At 67.5% G+C, this 17,925-nt stretch carries 12 protein-coding genes, 3 rRNA genes and 2 pseudogenes; 15 read left to right on the forward strand and 2 right to left on the reverse strand.

What is annotated here, in order from left to right:
- Positions 1-102: 102 nt before the first annotated feature.
- The 8 genes and pseudogenes from OG207_RS32665 (at position 103) to OG207_RS32700 (ending at position 9,518) form a co-directional block, all read left to right on the forward strand.
- Positions 103-339, forward strand: a complete 237-nt coding sequence (locus OG207_RS32665) for a DNA-3-methyladenine glycosylase (RefSeq protein WP_329103492.1) — start codon at positions 103-105, stop codon at positions 337-339.
- Positions 336-947: a DNA-3-methyladenine glycosylase gene (locus OG207_RS32670; protein ID WP_329103493.1), complete on the forward strand. Its 612-nt coding sequence runs from the start codon at positions 336-338 to the stop codon at positions 945-947. The genes OG207_RS32665 and OG207_RS32670 overlap by 4 nt, the downstream gene beginning before the upstream one ends.
- A 41-nt stretch (positions 948-988) precedes the next feature.
- Positions 989-1,294 (forward strand): annotated as a pseudogene (locus OG207_RS32675) (DNA-3-methyladenine glycosylase); the annotation flags it as partial.
- A gap of 555 nt (positions 1,295-1,849) precedes the next feature.
- Positions 1,850-3,374: ribosomal RNA gene (locus tag OG207_RS32680) — 16S ribosomal RNA — on the forward strand.
- A gap of 283 nt (positions 3,375-3,657) precedes the next feature.
- Positions 3,658-6,780 (forward strand): 23S ribosomal RNA (locus OG207_RS32685).
- 106 nt (positions 6,781-6,886) lie between these two features.
- Positions 6,887-7,003, forward strand: a 5S ribosomal RNA gene (gene rrf, locus OG207_RS32690).
- Together the 16S, 23S and 5S rRNA genes form the textbook arrangement of a ribosomal RNA operon.
- A gap of 229 nt (positions 7,004-7,232) precedes the next feature.
- Positions 7,233-8,117: pseudogene (locus OG207_RS32695) on the forward strand (hypothetical protein); the annotation flags it as partial.
- A 555-nt stretch (positions 8,118-8,672) separates the two neighbouring features.
- Positions 8,673-9,518, forward strand: coding sequence for a hypothetical protein (locus OG207_RS32700; protein WP_329108066.1), 846 nt, complete (start codon positions 8,673-8,675; stop codon positions 9,516-9,518).
- Between the two features lie 67 nt (positions 9,519-9,585).
- Here the strand turns inward: OG207_RS32700 and OG207_RS32705 are convergent, their stop codons facing one another.
- Positions 9,586-10,857 carry a DUF1015 domain-containing protein gene (locus OG207_RS32705; protein WP_329103495.1) on the reverse strand — a complete coding sequence of 424 codons (1,272 nt, stop codon included), beginning with the start codon at positions 10,855-10,857 and terminating at the stop codon, positions 9,586-9,588.
- 112 nt (positions 10,858-10,969) lie between these two features.
- Here OG207_RS32705 and OG207_RS32710 point away from each other — a divergent pair, with 112 nt between their 5' ends.
- The 4 genes from OG207_RS32710 to OG207_RS32725 are packed head-to-tail and all read left to right on the forward strand — an operon-like array spanning position 10,970 to position 15,085.
- The gene (locus OG207_RS32710) at positions 10,970-12,049 is read left to right on the forward strand and encodes an HAD-IIA family hydrolase (protein WP_329103497.1); all 1,080 of its coding nucleotides are present in this window, start codon (positions 10,970-10,972) and stop codon (positions 12,047-12,049) included.
- A gap of 50 nt (positions 12,050-12,099) precedes the next feature.
- Positions 12,100-13,167: a FecCD family ABC transporter permease gene (locus tag OG207_RS32715; protein WP_329103499.1), complete on the forward strand. Its 1,068-nt coding sequence runs from the start codon at positions 12,100-12,102 to the stop codon at positions 13,165-13,167.
- Positions 13,164-14,258: a FecCD family ABC transporter permease gene (locus tag OG207_RS32720; protein ID WP_402697206.1), complete on the forward strand. Its 1,095-nt coding sequence runs from the start codon at positions 13,164-13,166 to the stop codon at positions 14,256-14,258. The genes OG207_RS32715 and OG207_RS32720 overlap by 4 nt, the downstream gene beginning before the upstream one ends.
- Positions 14,259-14,263: 5 nt before the next feature.
- The gene (locus OG207_RS32725; protein ID WP_329103502.1) at positions 14,264-15,085 is read left to right on the forward strand and encodes an ABC transporter ATP-binding protein; all 822 of its coding nucleotides are present in this window, start codon (positions 14,264-14,266) and stop codon (positions 15,083-15,085) included.
- A 148-nt stretch (positions 15,086-15,233) separates the two neighbouring features.
- Here OG207_RS32725 and OG207_RS32730 read toward each other — a convergent pair whose 3' ends face one another.
- On the reverse strand, positions 15,234-15,581 hold the full coding sequence (locus tag OG207_RS32730) for an SCP2 sterol-binding domain-containing protein (RefSeq protein WP_329103504.1): 348 nt from the start codon (positions 15,579-15,581) through the stop codon (positions 15,234-15,236).
- A gap of 64 nt (positions 15,582-15,645) precedes the next feature.
- Between OG207_RS32730 and OG207_RS32735 the strand changes: the two genes are divergently transcribed.
- Genes OG207_RS32735 through OG207_RS32745 form a run of 3 tightly spaced genes read left to right on the forward strand, consistent with a single transcriptional unit; the run spans position 15,646 to position 17,688 of the window.
- Complete coding sequence (locus OG207_RS32735; RefSeq protein ID WP_329103506.1) at positions 15,646-15,924, forward strand: hypothetical protein; 279 nt, start codon at positions 15,646-15,648, stop codon at positions 15,922-15,924.
- 7 nt (positions 15,925-15,931) lie between these two features.
- A complete protein-coding gene (locus OG207_RS32740; RefSeq protein WP_329103507.1) occupies positions 15,932-16,747 on the forward strand; it encodes a TlyA family RNA methyltransferase in 816 nt (271 codons plus the stop codon).
- Positions 16,744-17,688, forward strand: a complete 945-nt coding sequence (locus tag OG207_RS32745) for an NAD kinase (RefSeq protein WP_329103509.1) — start codon at positions 16,744-16,746, stop codon at positions 17,686-17,688. The genes OG207_RS32740 and OG207_RS32745 overlap by 4 nt, the downstream gene beginning before the upstream one ends.
- Positions 17,689-17,925: the final 237 nt, after the last annotated feature.

Below are 17,925 nucleotides of genomic sequence, written 5' to 3' on the forward strand. Positions count from 1 at the left end.
CTCCCCTTGAAAGGATCTGGCGACTACGCCGCGACTACCCTGTACCAACGCGGAACCTTAGGCCCCGGTTCCAGGGGGACGCGCTCCACTACGCTCGACCGGATGAGCGCGCGCCCTGACCGTACGCCCCTTCCCCGCTCCCCCTTCGACCGCCCGGCCCCCCCTGCGGCCCCGGACCCCCTCGAACTGCGCATCACGGAGGTCGAGGCGTACGAAGGGGAGAGCGACCCCGGCTCCCGCGCCTGCCGCGGCCGCACCGCCCGCAACGCGTCGACGTCCGGCCCGTCCAGACACGCATACGTCCACTTCGTCTCCGGCACGTCAAGGCAGTCAGCATGAATGTCGATCTCCTCGCCCAGCCTGCCGAAGAAGTCGCCCCCAAGCTGCTCGGGAGTGTCCTCACCTGCAAGACCGCCCGGGGAACCGTGAGCATCGCCATCACCGAGACCGAGGCGTACTCCGGCGCGGCGGACCCGGCTTCCCATGCCTACCGAGGCCGGACACCCCGTAACGCGGTCATGTTCGGACCCGCAGGACACCTGTACGTGTACCGGTCCCACGGCCTCCACTGGTGCGCCAACGTCGTCACCGGTACGGACGGCATTGCCTCGGCCGTCCTCATCCGGGCGGGCAGGGTCATCGAGGGGGAAGAGCTGGCACGCAAGCGACGGGGGGAGACGGTCGAGAGCCCACGCCTTGCCCGAGGCCCGGGGAACTTCTGTCAGGCCCTCGGCATCACCGGGGAGCACAACGGCGCAGACCTTCTGACGGGTACCTCGGTCGTGCTGTCCGACGGGGAGCAGGTGCCTGCCGCGCTCATCCAGGCTGGTCCTCGGGTAGGCGTGAGCAAGGCCCACGACTGGCAACACCGGTTCCACCTCGCCGGCGATCCGACGGTCTCGGCGTACCGACTGAGCCCGCGAGCCAAACCGCCCGCCGGAGCCTGAGTCGCCGAGCGCCGACCCCGGGCCGGACGGCTGGCCACGTCGGGGTGACTTGGTCCTTCAAACGTCGATTTTCAGCCAGAAGCCCGCGAGAACCCGCCAAGAAGCCGGCCCGACTGGCAACCGGTCTGGACGTGGACCGCGCGTTGGACGGGACGTACCTCTGCGCGGGTCCCGATTCGCCCCTGTCCCTCCTCGTGGCCACCCCCGCCTCGTCCGACCTGGTGAGGAGCGGTCCGCGCACGGGAGTCGGCGGTGCCGGCGCGGACCACCCGTACTGCTTCTGCGGCACCCACGACCCGACGGTGAGCCCGCACCGCGCCCACGCACCACGCCGCCGCTCAACTTGACTCGGCCCTGCCGGACGCCTAACGTAGCTCGAGCCGCTTTTACGGGGCACTGCCATCGGCAGACCCTGAGCGGCCAACCCACTACCTACGACTTGCCCCTGGCGGGGTTCTATTCGGCATGCCCGAATTCTCTGCCGGTGACTCGATTATGCGTCACAAGGGAAAAGCGCTAACGTAGTGAACGCCGAAAGGCAAAGACCCCCAACGGTCGCCGAATTCAAATCCATCGCCGGAAACGGCGCGGAAATGATCTGGTAGAGTTGGAAACGCAAGACAGCAGAACGAAAGCCCGGAGGAAAGCCCCAGCGGATGTCGCGAGGGTGAGTACAAAGGAAGCGTCCGTTCCTTGAGAACTCAACAGCGTGCCAAAAATCAACGCCAGAAGTTGATACCCCGTCCACTTCGGTGGATGAGGTTCCTTTGAAAAAGACCTGTAAGGCTTCCTTGTGGAGCACTTGCAGGCAACAACACAGCGAGGACGTTGTGGCGCGTCGGTCATATTCCGACATGATGCGCCCGCTCTAAGTGATGTGTGCACCCGATTACGGGTAAACATTCATGGAGAGTTTGATCCTGGCTCAGGACGAACGCTGGCGGCGTGCTTAACACATGCAAGTCGAACGATGAAGCCCTTCGGGGTGGATTAGTGGCGAACGGGTGAGTAACACGTGGGCAATCTGCCCTTCACTCTGGGACAAGCCCTGGAAACGGGGTCTAATACCGGATACCACTCCTGCCTGCATGGGCGGGAGTTGAAAGCTCCGGCGGTGAAGGATGAGCCCGCGGCCTATCAGCTTGTTGGTGGGGTAATGGCCCACCAAGGCGACGACGGGTAGCCGGCCTGAGAGGGCGACCGGCCACACTGGGACTGAGACACGGCCCAGACTCCTACGGGAGGCAGCAGTGGGGAATATTGCACAATGGGCGAAAGCCTGATGCAGCGACGCCGCGTGAGGGATGACGGCCTTCGGGTTGTAAACCTCTTTCAGCAGGGAAGAAGCGAAAGTGACGGTACCTGCAGAAGAAGCGCCGGCTAACTACGTGCCAGCAGCCGCGGTAATACGTAGGGCGCAAGCGTTGTCCGGAATTATTGGGCGTAAAGAGCTCGTAGGCGGCTTGTCACGTCGGATGTGAAAGCCCGAGGCTTAACCTCGGGTCTGCATTCGATACGGGCTAGCTAGAGTGTGGTAGGGGAGATCGGAATTCCTGGTGTAGCGGTGAAATGCGCAGATATCAGGAGGAACACCGGTGGCGAAGGCGGATCTCTGGGCCATTACTGACGCTGAGGAGCGAAAGCGTGGGGAGCGAACAGGATTAGATACCCTGGTAGTCCACGCCGTAAACGTTGGGAACTAGGTGTTGGCGACATTCCACGTCGTCGGTGCCGCAGCTAACGCATTAAGTTCCCCGCCTGGGGAGTACGGCCGCAAGGCTAAAACTCAAAGGAATTGACGGGGGCCCGCACAAGCGGCGGAGCATGTGGCTTAATTCGACGCAACGCGAAGAACCTTACCAAGGCTTGACATATACCGGAAAGCATTAGAGATAGTGCCCCCCTTGTGGTCGGTATACAGGTGGTGCATGGCTGTCGTCAGCTCGTGTCGTGAGATGTTGGGTTAAGTCCCGCAACGAGCGCAACCCTTGTCCTGTGTTGCCAGCATGCCCTTCGGGGTGATGGGGACTCACAGGAGACCGCCGGGGTCAACTCGGAGGAAGGTGGGGACGACGTCAAGTCATCATGCCCCTTATGTCTTGGGCTGCACACGTGCTACAATGGCCGGTACAATGAGCTGCGATACCGTGAGGTGGAGCGAATCTCAAAAAGCCGGTCTCAGTTCGGATTGGGGTCTGCAACTCGACCCCATGAAGTCGGAGTCGCTAGTAATCGCAGATCAGCATTGCTGCGGTGAATACGTTCCCGGGCCTTGTACACACCGCCCGTCACGTCACGAAAGTCGGTAACACCCGAAGCCGGTGGCCCAACCCGTAAGGGAGGGAGCTGTCGAAGGTGGGACTGGCGATTGGGACGAAGTCGTAACAAGGTAGCCGTACCGGAAGGTGCGGCTGGATCACCTCCTTTCTAAGGAGCACAGTACCGATTGCAGACAAACGTTCTGCACGGTCAGCTCATGGGTGGAACGTTGATTAGTTGGCACGGTTTCCGAAACTCTCTGTAAGTACTGCTTCGGCGTGGAACACAGTGAAGTAGAGGGGATCGTGCTTGGCACGTTGTTGGGTCCTGAAGGTACGGCCGTAAGGTCATGTCTTCAGTGCCGGCCCCAGTGAACTTGTTCTCTTCGGAGTGCAGGGTGATGGGTGGCTGGTCGTTGTTTGAGAACTACACAGTGGACGCGAGCATCTGTGGCCAAGTTTTTAAGGGCGCACGGTGGATGCCTTGGCACCAGGAACCGATGAAGGACGTGAGAGGCCGCGATAGGCCCCGGGGAGCTGTCAACTGAGCTTTGATCCGGGGGTGTCCGAATGGGGAAACCCGGCAGTCGTCATGGGCTGTCACCCACTGCTGAACACATAGGCAGTGTGGAGGGAACGAGGGGAAGTGAAACATCTCAGTACCCTCAGGAAGAGAAAACAACCGTGATTCCGGGAGTAGTGGCGAGCGAAACCGGATGAGGCCAAACCGTATGCGTGTGATACCCGGCAGGGGTTGCGCATGTGGGGTTGTGGGAATGAGCTTGATCGGTCTGCCGGCCGGTCGGCGAGTCAGAAACCGTTGATGTAGTCGAAGGACATGCGAAAGGTCCGGCGTAGAGGGTAAGACCCCCGTAGACGAAACATCAGCGGCTTGCTTGCTCATCTCCCAAGTAGCACGGGGCCCGAGAAATCCCGTGTGAATCTGGCGGGACCACCCGCTAAGCCTAAATATTCCCTGGTGACCGATAGCGGATAGTACCGTGAGGGAATGGTGAAAAGTACCGCGGGAGCGGAGTGAAATAGTACCTGAAACCGTGTGCCTACAAGCCGTGGGAGCGTCGCTCATTGGGTTTACCTAATGGGTCGTGACTGCGTGCCTTTTGAAGAATGAGCCTGCGAGTTAGCGGTGTGTAGCGAGGTTAACCCGTGTGGGGAAGCCGTAGCGAAAGCGAGTCCGAATAGGGCGATTGAGTTGCACGCTCTAGACCCGAAGCGGAGTGATCTAGCCATGGGCAGGTTGAAGCGGAGGTAAGACTTCGTGGAGGACCGAACCCACCAGGGTTGAAAACCTGGGGGATGACCTGTGGTTAGGGGTGAAAGGCCAATCAAACTCCGTGATAGCTGGTTCTCCCCGAAATGCATTTAGGTGCAGCGTCGTGTGTTTCTTGCCGGAGGTAGAGCACTGGATAGGCGATGGGCCCTACCGGGTTACTGACCTTAGCCAAACTCCGAATGCCGGTAAGTGAGAGCACGGCAGTGAGACTGTGGGGGATAAGCTCCATGGTCGAGAGGGAAACAGCCCAGAGCATCGACTAAGGCCCCTAAGCGTACGCTAAGTGGGAAAGGATGTGGAGTCGCAGAGACAACCAGGAGGTTGGCTTAGAAGCAGCCACCCTTGAAAGAGTGCGTAATAGCTCACTGGTCAAGTGATTCCGCGCCGACAATGTAGCGGGGCTCAAGCGTACCGCCGAAGTCGTGTCATTGCAGCAATAGGGCCAACGCCCGCTGTGATGGGTAGGGGAGCGTCGTGTGCCGGGTGAAGCAGCAGCGGAAGCTAGTTGTGGACGGTTCACGAGTGAGAATGCAGGCATGAGTAGCGATACACACGTGAGAAACGTGTGCGCCGATTGACTAAGGGTTCCTGGGTCAAGCTGATCTGCCCAGGGTAAGTCGGGACCTAAGGCGAGGCCGACAGGCGTAGTCGATGGACAACCGGTTGATATTCCGGTACCCGCTTTGAAACGCCCAATATCGAATCAGGCGATGCTAAGTCCGTGAAGCCGTTCCGGACCCTTCGGGGAAAGGAAAGTGGTGGAGCCGACGAACCAGACTTGTAGTAGGTAAGCGATGGGGTGACGCAGGAAGGTAGTCCAGCCCGGGCGGTGGTAGTCCCGGGGTAAGGGTGTAGGCCGAGGGGTAGGCAAATCCGTCCCTCATATAAGGCTGAGACCTGATGCCGAGCCGATTGTGGTGAAGTGGATGATCCTATGCTGTCGAGAAAAGCCTCTAGCGAGTTTCATGGCGGCCCGTACCCTAAACCGACTCAGGTGGTCAGGTAGAGAATACCGAGGCGTTCGGGTGAACTATGGTTAAGGAACTCGGCAAAATGCCCCCGTAACTTCGGGAGAAGGGGGCCATCACTGGTGATAGCACTTGCTGCTTGAGCTGGGGGTGGCCGCAGAGACCAGCGAGAAGCGACTGTTTACTAAAAACACAGGTCCGTGCGAAGCCGTAAGGCGATGTATACGGACTGACGCCTGCCCGGTGCTGGAACGTTAAGGGGACCGGTTAGTGACCTTTCGGGGTTGCGAAGCTGAGAACTTAAGCGCCAGTAAACGGCGGTGGTAACTATAACCATCCTAAGGTAGCGAAATTCCTTGTCGGGTAAGTTCCGACCTGCACGAATGGCGTAACGACTTCTCGACTGTCTCAACCATAGGCCCGGTGAAATTGCACTACGAGTAAAGATGCTCGTTTCGCGCAGCAGGACGGAAAGACCCCGGGACCTTTACTACAGTTTGATATTGGTGTTCGGTTCGGCTTGTGTAGGATAGGTGGGAGACTTTGAAGCAGCCACGCCAGTGGTTGTGGAGTCGCCGTTGAAATACCACTCTGGTCGTGCTGGATGTCTAACCTCGGTCCGTGATCCGGATCAGGGACAGTGTCTGATGGGTAGTTTAACTGGGGCGGTTGCCTCCCAAAGGGTAACGGAGGCGCCCAAAGGTTCCCTCAGCCTGGTTGGCAATCAGGTGTTGAGTGTAAGTGCACAAGGGAGCTTGACTGTGAGACCGACGGGTCGAGCAGGGACGAAAGTCGGGACTAGTGATCCGGCGGTGGCTTGTGGAAGCGCCGTCGCTCAACGGATAAAAGGTACCCCGGGGATAACAGGCTGATCTTCCCCAAGAGTCCATATCGACGGGATGGTTTGGCACCTCGATGTCGGCTCGTCGCATCCTGGGGCTGGAGTCGGTCCCAAGGGTTGGGCTGTTCGCCCATTAAAGCGGTACGCGAGCTGGGTTTAGAACGTCGTGAGACAGTTCGGTCCCTATCCGCTGTGCGCGTAGGAATATTGAGAAGGGCTGTCCCTAGTACGAGAGGACCGGGACGGACGAACCTCTGGTGTGCCAGTTGTCCTGCCAAGGGCATGGCTGGTTGGCTACGTTCGGGAGGGATAACCGCTGAAAGCATCTAAGCGGGAAGCCTGCTTCAAGATGAGTATTCCCACCTCCTTGAGAGGGTAAGGCTCCCAGTAGACGACTGGGTTGATAGGCCAGATGTGGAAGCCCGGTAACGGGTGAAGCTGACTGGTACTAATAGGCCGAGGGCTTGTCCTCAGTTGCTCGCGTCCACTGTGTTAGTTCTGAAGCAACGAACAGTTGCTGGTTTCTAGAGCTAGAACATAACTACAAAGTGTGCTTGTTCGCTCGAAACCGATAGGGTTTCGGTGGTCATAGCGTTAGGGAAACGCCCGGTTACATTCCGAACCCGGAAGCTAAGCCTTTCAGCGCCGATGGTACTGCAGGGGGGACCCTGTGGGAGAGTAGGACGCCGCCGAACAATCTTTCAAAGGACCCTTGGTCCAGCGTTCAACGCTGGACCAAGGGTCCTTTTTTGTTTTTCACCTCTTTACGCCGAAGCGCGGCCATGGGTTGGTTGCGCGAGAATGACTAGCGGTACCCCGAAGACAGGAGTCACACCCATGTCCAACTCTCCCGACGATCGTCCGGAGCGCGAGCCTCGTCGCAACGACGGCGGTGACAGGGGCGGCTACCGCGGGGGCCGTGACGACCGTGGCGGCGACCGTCCCCCGTTCCGTCGTGACGACCGTGGTGCCAGTGGCCGGCCGTCCAGCAGCGGTGGCGGTTTCCGTCGCGATGACCGTGGTGGGCGTCCCTCCGGTGGTGGCGGTGGCTTCCGCCGTGACGACCGCGGTGGCGACCGTCCGTCGTACCCCCGCCGCGATGACGACCGTGGTGGCCGTCCCTCCGGTGGTGGCGGTGGCGGTTTCCGTCGCGATGACCGCGGTGGCGACCGCCCCAGCTTCCCGCGTCGTGATGACCGTGGTGGCGACCGCCCCTCGTACCCCCGTCGTGACGATGACCGTGGTGGGTTCCGTGGCGGTCGTGACGACCGCGGTGGCGACCGCCCGTCCTACCCGCGCCGTGACGACCGGGGTGGCGACCGCCCGTCGTACCCGCGTCGTGAGGACGACCGTGGTGGCCGTCCCTCCGGTGGTGGCGGTGGCTTCCGCCGCGACGACCGCGGTGGTGACCGCCCGTCGTACCCGCGTCGCGATGACCGTGGTGGCGACCGCCCCTCGTACCCCCGTCGTGACGATGACCGTGGTGGGTTCCGTGGCGGTCGTGACGACCGCGGTGGCGACCGCCCGTCCTACCCGCGTCGCGATGACCGTGGTGGCGACCGCCCCTCGTACCCCCGTCGTGAGGACGACCGTGGCGGCTACCGCGGCGGTCGTGACGACCGCGGTGGCGACCGCCCGTCCTACCCGCGTCGCGATGACCGTGGTGGCGACCGCCCCTCGTACCCCCGTCGTGACGATGACCGTGGTGGGTTCCGTGGCGGTCGTGACGACCGTGGTGGCGACCGCCCGTCCTACCCGCGCCGTGACGACCGTGGTGGCGACCGCCCGTCGTACCCGCGTCGTGAGGACGACCGTGGTGGCCGTCCCTCCGGTGGTGGCGGTGGCTTCCGCCGCGACGACCGCGGTGGCGACCGCCCCTCGTACCCGCGCCGTGACGACCGTGGTGGCGACCGCCCCTCGTACCCGCGCCGTGACGACGACCGTGGTGGGTTCCGCGGCGGTCGTGACGACCGCGGTGGCGACCGTCCGTCCTACCCGCGTCGTGAGGACGACCGTGGTGGCCGTCCCTCCGGTGGTGGCGGTGGCTTCCGCCGCGACGACCGCGGTGGCGACCGTCCGTCCTACCCGCGTCGTGACGACGACCGTGGCGGCTACCGCGGCGGTCGCGACGACCGTGGCGGCGACCGTCCGTCGTACCCCCGTCGCGACGACCGCGGTGGCGACCGTGGCGGCTACCGTAGTGGCCGTGACGATCGCGGTGGTGACCGTGGTGGTGACCGTGGTGGCTACCGTGGTCGCGATGACCGCGGCGGCGACCGTGACTTCCGCGCGGACCGTGACCGGGACCCGGTCAAGCGGCTTCCGATCGACGAGGACGTCACCGGCTTCGAGATCGACGCCGATGTGCGTCAGGAGCTGCTGAGCCTGCCCAAGGGCCTGGCCGAAGAGGTTTCCAAGAACCTCGTCATGGTCGCGCGGCTGATCGACGAGGAGCCCGAGCAGGCGTACGCGTACTCGCGCATCGCCCTGCGGCTGGCCTCCCGCGTCGCCGCCGTCCGCGAGGCCGCCGGCTTCGCCGCGTACGCCACGCAGAAGTACAGCGAGGCCCTCGCGGAGTTCCGCGCCGCCAAGCGCATGACCGGCTCGGTCGAGCTGTGGCCCGTCATGGCCGACTGCGAGCGCGGCCTCGGCCGTCCGGAGCGGGCGCTGGCCATGGCCGGCGAGCCCGAGGTGCAGAAGCTGGACAAGGCCGGTCAGGTCGAGATGCGTCTGGTCGCGGCCGGTGCCCGGCGGGACCAGGGGCAGCTCGAAGCGGCCATCGTGACCCTGCAGAGCCCGGAGCTGGCCTCCAACTCGGTCCAGCCCTGGACCGCACGCCTGCGGTACGCCTACGCCGACGCCCTGCTGGCGGCCGGTCGTGAGGACGAGGCGCGCGAGTGGTTCGGCAAGACCCTCGAAGCGGACAAGGACGGGGCCACCGACGCCTCCGACCGCCTCGCCGAGCTCGACGGCGTCGAGTTCGTCGACGCCTCGATCGACCTGTCCGACCTCGCTGAGGGCCAGGACCAGGACGACGACGAGGGCCAGGACGACGATGACGAGGACGACGACGAGGACGCGGCGGAGATCGCCGCGGCCGAGCGCGCCTCCGACGTCGCCGAGTACTACGACGAGGACGACGAGGAGTACGAGCCGCTGGAGCAGTCCGAGGCCGACGCCGACGTCGACACCGAGGGCGACAAGGCCTGAGGCACGGTGACATGAAGAAGGGCGGTACCCCGACCGGGGTACCGCCCTTCTTCATGTCCGGAACCGGTCAGCCCAGGCCGCGCAGGACCAGGCCGGTGGCCGGTTTCGGGCCGAAGGACGTGGACTTGCGGGGCATGGTGACGCCCTGGCGGGCCAAGTCCCGTACGACTTCCTCGCGTACGGGATGCAGCAGGACCGCCGTGCCGCCGTGCCGCTCGGCCATGGCCACGGTGGACGCGGCGTCGTGGATGTACGTGATCTGGTCCGGCGCGTCCGGGACGTGCCAGAGGGCGTCGAGCAGGGTGGCGTGCAGGACGGTGGCGTCCAGCCGGCGCCAGGCCTCGGGGCGGTCGTGGCGGACCGTGGCGTCGAGGAGCGCCAGGTCGGGGTCGGTGACCAGATGGAAGGCGCCGTCGCCGGCGAGCAGGAAGGCGTTGCCGCGTTCCGAGGCGTCCGCGAGGGAGTCCAGGGCCAGCGGCAGCGGTCCGGCGACCGGGCGGACGCGGAAGTGGCCGTCGAGGGCGGCGAGGGCGTCCGCCACCGGGAGGCGGCGCAGCATCCGGTGGATGGCGCGGACCTGCAGCGGATAGCGGGCGGTGTCCACGAGGAGGACCAGGCCGAAGTCCCAGGGGGTGGGGGAGGCGTGCTCCTCCTGGAGGCGCAGGTACGTCGCCCAGCGGTGGTGGCCGTCGGCGATGAGGGCCTGGCGGTGGCTCAGGTCCGCCATGACGGTGTCGAGCTCGGCCGGATCCGTGATGGCCCACAGGCGGTGCTGGAAGCCGTCCTCGGTGGTGGTCGACAGGAGCGGGGCGCGCCGGGCGGTCCGTTCGACGACCGCGGCCGCTCCCGTGTCGGGGTCGTCGCCCCGGTAGGTGAGCAGCAGGGGTTCGAGGTTGGCGGACGTGGCCCGCATCAGGCCGGCCCGGTCGGTGACCACGTCCGGCATGACGTCCTCGTGCGGCAGCACGATGCCGGCGTCGGCGGTGGACAGGGCGAGGGCGCCGATGAGGCCGCGCTGGAGGAGGCCGGCCCGGCGCTGTTCGTACACGTAGAGCGCGGGCTCGGGGTCGGCGCTGAGGATGCCCTGGGCGAGCCAGTCGTGCAGGGTGCGCGCGGCCTGCTCGTTGCGCGCCGCCGGGGTACCCGCCTGCGGGAGGATCAGGCGGACGATGTTGTGCGGGTCGGCGGATTCGAGGTGGTCGACTCCGTCGGGGCGCACGACCACGTCGTACGGCGGCGAGGTGACGGCGGCGAGGCTGCCGACACGCTCGGGGACGTAGCGCAGGCCGTGGAACGGGATCAGGCGCAGCCCGTGCTCCGCAGTACCAGATGTGGTCATTGGTGCATGGTAAAACGCGTCTTGCCATGCGGGATGATCGGGGCAGTACGGAATCGGACAAGGTCGGTCGGCCCAGCTACTGCTGGGAGTGGCCCCAGGAGGAGCGGACAGGATGACCCGGCAGAGCAGGACCAGTCCCGCGGCGAGTGAGCAGAGTCTGCACCAGGCGTACGACACCGCCCTGCTGGATCTGGACGGGGTGGTGTACGCGGGCGGCAGGGCCATCGCGCACGCGGTGGAGTCCCTCGCGACGGCCCGGGCGGACGGGATGCACCTCGCGTACGTCACGAACAACGCGCTGCGGACGCCGGACGCGGTCGCGGAGCACCTGGGCGAGCTGGGCATTCCGACGGAGGCCGCCGAGGTGATCACCTCGGCGCAGGCGGTGGCCCGGCTGATCGCCGAGCAGGTGGAGCCGGGGTCGAAGGTGTTGGTGATCGGCGGGGACGGGCTGCGGGTCGCGCTGCGCGAGCGGGGTCTGGTGCCGGTGGAGTCGGCCGAGGAGGAGGGGCTCGCGGCGGTCGTCCAGGGGTACGGGGGTCCCGACCTGCCGTGGGGGCGGTTCGCCGAGGCCTCGTACGCGATCAACCGCGGGGTGCCGTGGTTCGCGTCGAACACCGACCTGACGATTCCGGGTGCGCGCGGGATCGCGCCGGGCAACGGGGCTGCCGTGGAGGTCGTACGGATCGCCACGGGCGCGGAGCCGCAGGTGGCGGGCAAACCGCTGCCCCCGATGCACCGGGAGACGGTGCTGCGCACCGGGGCACGGCGGCCGCTGGTGGTGGGGGACCGGCTGGACACCGACATCGAGGGTGCCTTCAACGGGGAAGTGGACTCGCTGCTGGTGCTGACCGGGGTCACCGACGCGGAACAGCTGCTGCGTGCCGAGCCCAGGCACCGTCCGACCTACGTGGACCGGGATCTGCGGGGGTTGTTGGCCGGGCAGCCGGAGGTGGAACCGTTCGCGGAGGGGTTCCGCTGCGGCGGCTGGACGGCGGTCGCGACGAACGGCGGCGTGCTGGAGCTGCGCGAGGCCGGAGAAGCCGGAGCGGGCGAGGAGGCCGGAGAAGTCGGGGAGGCAGGGGATCCGCTCGACGGGCTGCGGGCGCTGTGTGCGGCGGCCTGGACGGTGGCCGGGGACGGAGTCTGCACGCTCGATGCGGCGAAGGCGCTGGCCAGGCTGGGTCTTTAAGGGCGGTCCGGGGGATCCGCCCGTGCGGAAGGTAGGTTAGCCTAACCTGCGTGTTGGTCGAGAGTCCCCCTGAACCCGAACGGAGCGCGGCGCCCGACGAGGGCGCCGCTGCCTCCGTAGCCCGCCCGCGCCACGCCGTGCGCGCCGCCGGTCTGCTCGCCGCTCTCGCGGTGCTGGCACTGATCGCCGTCGTGAGCATCGCCGTGGGCGCCAAGCAGATGACCCTGGACGAGGTCTGGCACGGCCTGTTCGCCTACGCGGGTACGCCCTCCGACGTGGTCGTGCGGGACCTGCGGATCCCGCGCACCCTGCTCGGGCTGCTGGTCGGGCTCGGGCTCGGTCTGTCCGGTGCCGTGATGCAGGCGTTGACCCGCAACCCGCTGGCCGAGCCGGGCATCCTCGGCGTCAACGCGGGTGCCGCGGCCGCCGTGGTCTCCGCGATCAGCTTCTTCGGCGCGAGTTCACTGAACGAGTTCGTGTGGTGGGCCTTCCTCGGAGCCGCCTTCGTCTCGGTCCTCGTGTACGTGCTCGGTGGCAGTCGCAGCGCGACCCCGGTGCGCCTCGCGCTCGCTGGTACGGCGGCCAGCGCGGCGCTCGTCGGCTACATCAACGCCGTGCAGCTGATGGACAGCAAGGCACTGGACAAGCTGCGCTTCTGGACGGTGGGTTCGCTGGCTTCGGCCAACATGGACACCGTCCGGCAGGTGGCCCCCTTCCTGCTCGTCGGCGCGGTGCTGGCGCTGGTGCTGGGCCGGCCGCTCAACGCGATGGCGATGGGCGACGACACGGCGCGGGCGCTCGGCGCCCACCTCACGCGGACCCGGATCGGCGCCATGGTCGCCATCACCCTGCTGTGCGGTGCGGCGACCGCCGCCTGCGGTCCCATCGTGTTCATCGGGCTGATGGTCCCGCACCTCGTCCGGGCCTTCACCGGCCCCGACATGCGCTGGGTGCTCGCGTACTCGGCCGTCCTGTCGCCGGCCCTGCTGCTCGGCTCCGACATCATCGGCCGCGTCGTCACCCGGCCCGCCGAACTGCAGGTCGGCATCGTGACCGCGCTCATCGGCGGCCCGGTCTTCATCTACCTGGTTCGGCGCAAGAGGATGGCCCAGCTGTGACCGCGACCGCGCCCACGACCGTGACCGCGACCGATGCCCCCCGAAAGGGCCGTCGGTCCGGCCCCCGTCCGCTGCGCCTGCCCGGCGGGCTCTCGTTGCGCGTCGAGCGGCGCGCCCTCACCGTGGGCGTGCTGCTGACCTTCGTGGCGTTCGCGATGGCCGTCTTGCTCATCGGCACCGGCGACTTCGAGATCGCGCCGTGGGACGTCGTACAGACCCTGCTCGGCAACGGCACCCCGGCCACCGACTTCATCGTCAACGACCTGCGGCTGCCGCGGGCCCTGGTCGCGCTGCTCGTCGGCGCGGCGCTCGGCATCTCCGGAGCCGTCTTCCAGTCCGTCTCCCGCAACCCGCTGGGCTCCCCGGACATGCTCGGCTTCGGCTACGGCTCGGCGGTCGGCGCGCTCGTCGTCATCGTCCTGTTCAAGGGCGGCGCCACCGAGGTCGCCGTCGGCGCGCTGGTCGGCGGTCTGCTGGCCGGAGTCCTCGTCTACCTGCTCGCGTACAAGCAGGGCATCCAGGGCTACCGGCTGGTGCTGGTCGGCATCGGCGCCTCCGCCATCCTGATCGCCGTGATCCAGTACCTGATCACGAAGGCCCAGCTGATCGAGGCCACCCGCGCCATGGTCTGGCTGACCGGCTCGCTGGCCGGCCGGGACTGGGCGCAGGTGTGGCCGCTGCTCGCGGTGTGCGCGGTGCTCTTCCCACTGGTCCTCGGGCGGGGCCGGGCCCTGCGGATGATGGAGATGGGCGACGACGCCGCGTACGCGCTCGGCGTGCGGGTGGAGCGGACGCGGATGCTGCTGATGCTCGCGGCGGTCCTGCTCACCACCGCGGCGAGCGCCGCGGCCGGCCCGATCAGCTTCATCGCGCTGGCCGCGCCGCAGCTGGCCCGGCGGCTGACCCGTTCGCCCGGCGGGAACCTGGTGAACGCCGCCCTGATGGGCTCGGTGCTGCTGATGGTGTCCGACTGGGCCTCGCAGCGGGCCTTCGGCTCCGACCAGCTGCCGGTGGGCGTGGTGACCGGCCTCGTCGGCGGTGTCTACCTGCTCTGGCTGCTCGTCACCGAGCGCAAGGCGGGACGTATATGAACCTGATGAGGAGTACCCAAGTGCAGCGGCTGACCGCGGAGAACGTGACCCTCGGCTACGACCAGCGGGTCATCGCCGAGAACCTGTCGGTGGAGATCCCCGACAACTCCTTCACGGTGATCGTCGGCCCCAACGCCTGCGGCAAGTCCACGCTGCTGCGGGCCCTGTCGCGGATGTTGAAGCCGTCCACCGGGCGGGTGCTGCTGGACGGGCAGGCCATCGGGTCGATGCCCGCGAAGAAGGTCGCCAAGACCCTGGGCCTGCTCCCGCAGTCCTCGATCGCGCCCGACGGCATCACGGTGGCCGACCTGGTCTCGCGCGGCCGGTACCCGCACCAGGGGCTGTTGCGGCAGTGGTCGGCCGAGGACGAGCGGGTCGTGAACGAGTCGATGGCCTCGACCGGGGTCGCCGAGCTCGCGGACCGGGCCGTGGACGAGTTGTCGGGCGGGCAGCGGCAGCGCGTGTGGATCGCGATGGCGCTGGCCCAGCAGACGCCGTTGCTGCTGCTCGACGAGCCGACGACGTACCTGGACATCCAGCACCAGATCGACGTGCTGGACCTGTGCGCGGAGCTGCACGAGACGCAGGGGCGGACGCTGGTGGCGGTGCTGCACGACCTGAACCACGCGGCCCGGTACGCCACGCACCTGATCGCGATGCGGGGCGGGAAGGTCGTCGCGGAGGGGCCGCCGGCCGAGGTGGTGACGGCGGAGCTCGTGGAGAAGGTGTTCGGGCTGCGCTGCCAGGTGATTCCGGATCCGGAGACGGGGACGCCGCTGGTGGTCCCGGCGGCGCGCAAGGCCCGTGTGGTGGCCCGGGCGGAGTAGCCTCCGGCCGGGCAGGCGGTTTCGGTGCGGGCCGGTTGCCGGGGGCGCCGCCCCCGGACTCCCGCGCCTCGAACGCCGGCGGGGCTTGGGGGTGCCGGGGAGGCTGGAAGGGGTCGACGAGGCTGGAAGGGGTCGGGGCGGGGCTTGGCTAGAGCATGCTCTTGAGGCGGAGTAGGTCGCGGAAGCCGGCTTCCAGACGGACCCGGCCGGAGGCCCAGGCCTTCGCGAACTTCAGCTCGCCCGCGACCAGGGCCACGAGGTCGTCGCCGGTCATCGCGAGCCTGATCTCGGCCTTCGCCGCGGGCGGGCCCGGGGCGACCGCGTCCACCCGGATCCGGCCCGCGTCGAGGCGGCCCGTGAACGTCTGGTCGAGGTCGGTGATGTGGCAGCTCAGGGAGCGGTCGAACGCGGCCGCGCTGCGCACGCCGCCGTCGGCCCGTGCGAGGTTGCCGGAGAGGTTGTCGAGTGCTTCGCGGCACTCCTGGATCGTAGCCATCGTGATCACGACCGTACCGCAGAGCCATGCGTGGTCGCGGGGCGCTTCGAGGTAGCGTCGGGGCATGACCGACGAAGCCGCCGACCCCCGGGTCGATGCCTCCGCAGAGCCGGCAGGGCCCGTGGAGCCCGCAGAGCCCACCGGGCCCGTGGCGCTGGGCATCGAGCGCACGCTCACCGGCCACGCCGGCGTGGACGCGCACCTGGCGCGGTTGGCGGACGCGGACCACCTCGAGGAGCACGGACACGTCGAGGTGTACGAGGATGTCCACCGGGGGCTGCGCGACGCGCTGACCGCGCTGGACGCACCGCCCGTCCCCGGACCGTACGAAAACAGGAGCTGAACCGAACGTGGCAGGAGTGGCACGCCGCCGCCTGGACGCCGAACTGGTACGCCGCAGCATGGCCCGCTCGCGCGAGCACGCCGCACAGCTGATCGCCGCGGGCCGGGTGACCGTGGGCGGCACCACCGCGACCAAGGCGGCCACCCAGGTCGAGACCAGCGCGGCCCTGGTGGTCCTCAAGGACGACGCAGACCCCGACTACGTCTCGCGCGGCGGCCACAAGCTGGCCGGCGCGCTGGCGGCCTTCCAGCCGCAGGGGCTGGCCGTCGAGGGCCGCCGCGCGCTGGACGCCGGCGCCTCCACCGGCGGGTTCACGGACGTGCTGCTGCGCTCGGGCGTGGCCCACGTGATGGCCGTGGACGTCGGCTACGGGCAACTGGCCTGGTCGCTGCAGAGCGACGACCGGGTCACGGTCAAGGACCGCACGAACGTGCGCGAGCTGACGGTGGAGCAGCTCGACGGGGTTCCGGTCGACCTGGTCGTCGGTGATCTGTCGTTCATTTCCATCGGTCTGGTGCTGCCGGCGCTGGTGCGCTGCTGCGCGCCGGACGCGGACCTGGTGCTGATGGTCAAGCCGCAGTTCGAGGTCGGCAAGGACCGGCTGGGCAGTGGCGGCGTGGTGCGCAGCCCGGAGTTGCGGGCCGAGGCCGTGCGCGAGGTCGCGGCGCAGGCCGCGAAGCTGGGTCTGGGCGTTCTCGGGGTGACGGCGAGTCCGCTGCCGGGGCCTTCGGGGAACGTCGAGTACTTTCTGTGGCTGCGGGCGGGGGCACCGGCACTCGACCCGGAGGATGTTGACCGTGCAGTAGCGGAGGGGCCGCAGTGACAGGTACAGCGGGTACAGCAGGTACAGCGGGTTCACGTGTTTCGGGGGAAGGGCGGACGGTCTTCCTGCTCGCGCACACCGGGCGGCCTGCGGCCATCCGCAGCGCCGAGCTGGTCGTACAGGGTCTGCTGAGGTGCGGACTGGGCGTACGCGTCATGGAGCACGAGGCGGTGGACCTGCCGCTGCCCCCCGAGGTGGAGCTGGTCACCGAGTCCACCCCGGGGGTGCTCGACGGGTGTGAGCTGCTTATCGTCCTCGGCGGGGACGGCACCCTGTTGCGGGGCGCGGAGTTCGCCCGCGCCTCGGGGGTGCCGATGTTGGGCGTCAACCTGGGCCGGGTGGGGTTCCTCGCCGAGGCCGAGCGCGACGACCTGGACAAGGTCGTGGACCGGGTGGTGACGCGCTCGTACGAGGTCGAGGAGCGGATGACGCTCGACGTGATCGTGCGGACGAACGGAGATGTGGTCCACCGGGACTGGGCGCTGAACGAGGCCGCGGTCCAGAAGGTGTCCCCGGAGCGGATGCTGGAGGTGGTCCTGGAGATCGACGGGCGCCCGGTGACCGGTTTCGGCTGCGACGGGATCGTCTGCGCGACTCCGACGGGCTCCACGGCCTACGCCTTCTCCGCGGGCGGGCCGGTGGTCTGGCCGGAGGTGGAGGCGCTGCTGCTGGTGCCGATCAGCGCGCACGCGCTGTTCGCGAAGCCGCTGGTGACCTCGCCGACCTCGGTGCTGGCGGTGGAGGTGCAGAACGGCACCCCGCACGGCGTGCTGTGGTGCGACGGGCGGCGCACGCTGGAGCTGCCGGCCGGGGCGCGGGTCGAGGTGCGGCGCGGTGCGGTGCCGGTACGGCTCGCCCGACTGCACCACGCGTCCTTCACGGACCGGCTCGTCGCCAAGTTCGCGCTGCCGGTGTCGGGGTGGCGCGGCGCGCCGCACTGATGTGATCCACCCCCTCGGCGGTCCGGGGCGTCCGGACGCAGGGTGGGGACGGGTGGCGGGGGACCGGGCGCCCCGGTGGTGGCGCGGTTCCGCCGTCCTTCGGACGGGCGAACCGCCGTCGGTCGGGCCGTGCCGGAAGGGGTGAGGCACCGGAGCCCCCGGCGGGCGAGCCGCAGGGCTGCGGGCCCCGCTCTCTCGCTCCCCCGCGGCGCAGCCGCCGAAGCGGTCGCACACCCG

The organism is Streptomyces sp. NBC_01439 (assembly GCF_036227605.1).
Lineage (GTDB): Bacteria > Actinomycetota > Actinomycetes > Streptomycetales > Streptomycetaceae > Streptomyces.

Coding starts and splice junctions, on each gene's coding strand:
- OG207_RS32665 (WP_329103492.1), top strand. CDS start 103: ATGAGCGCGCGCCCTGACCGTACGCCCCTTCCCCGCTCCCCCTTCGAC.
- OG207_RS32705 (WP_329103495.1), bottom strand. CDS start 10,857: ATGACCACATCTGGTACTGCGGAGCACGGGCTGCGCCTGATCCCGTTC.
- OG207_RS32710 (WP_329103497.1), top strand. CDS start 10,970: ATGACCCGGCAGAGCAGGACCAGTCCCGCGGCGAGTGAGCAGAGTCTG.
- OG207_RS32725 (WP_329103502.1), top strand. CDS start 14,264: ATGAGGAGTACCCAAGTGCAGCGGCTGACCGCGGAGAACGTGACCCTC.
- OG207_RS32735 (WP_329103506.1), top strand. CDS start 15,646: ATGACCGACGAAGCCGCCGACCCCCGGGTCGATGCCTCCGCAGAGCCG.
- OG207_RS32730 (WP_329103504.1), bottom strand. CDS start 15,581: ATGGCTACGATCCAGGAGTGCCGCGAAGCACTCGACAACCTCTCCGGC.
- OG207_RS32670 (WP_329103493.1), top strand. CDS start 336: ATGAATGTCGATCTCCTCGCCCAGCCTGCCGAAGAAGTCGCCCCCAAG.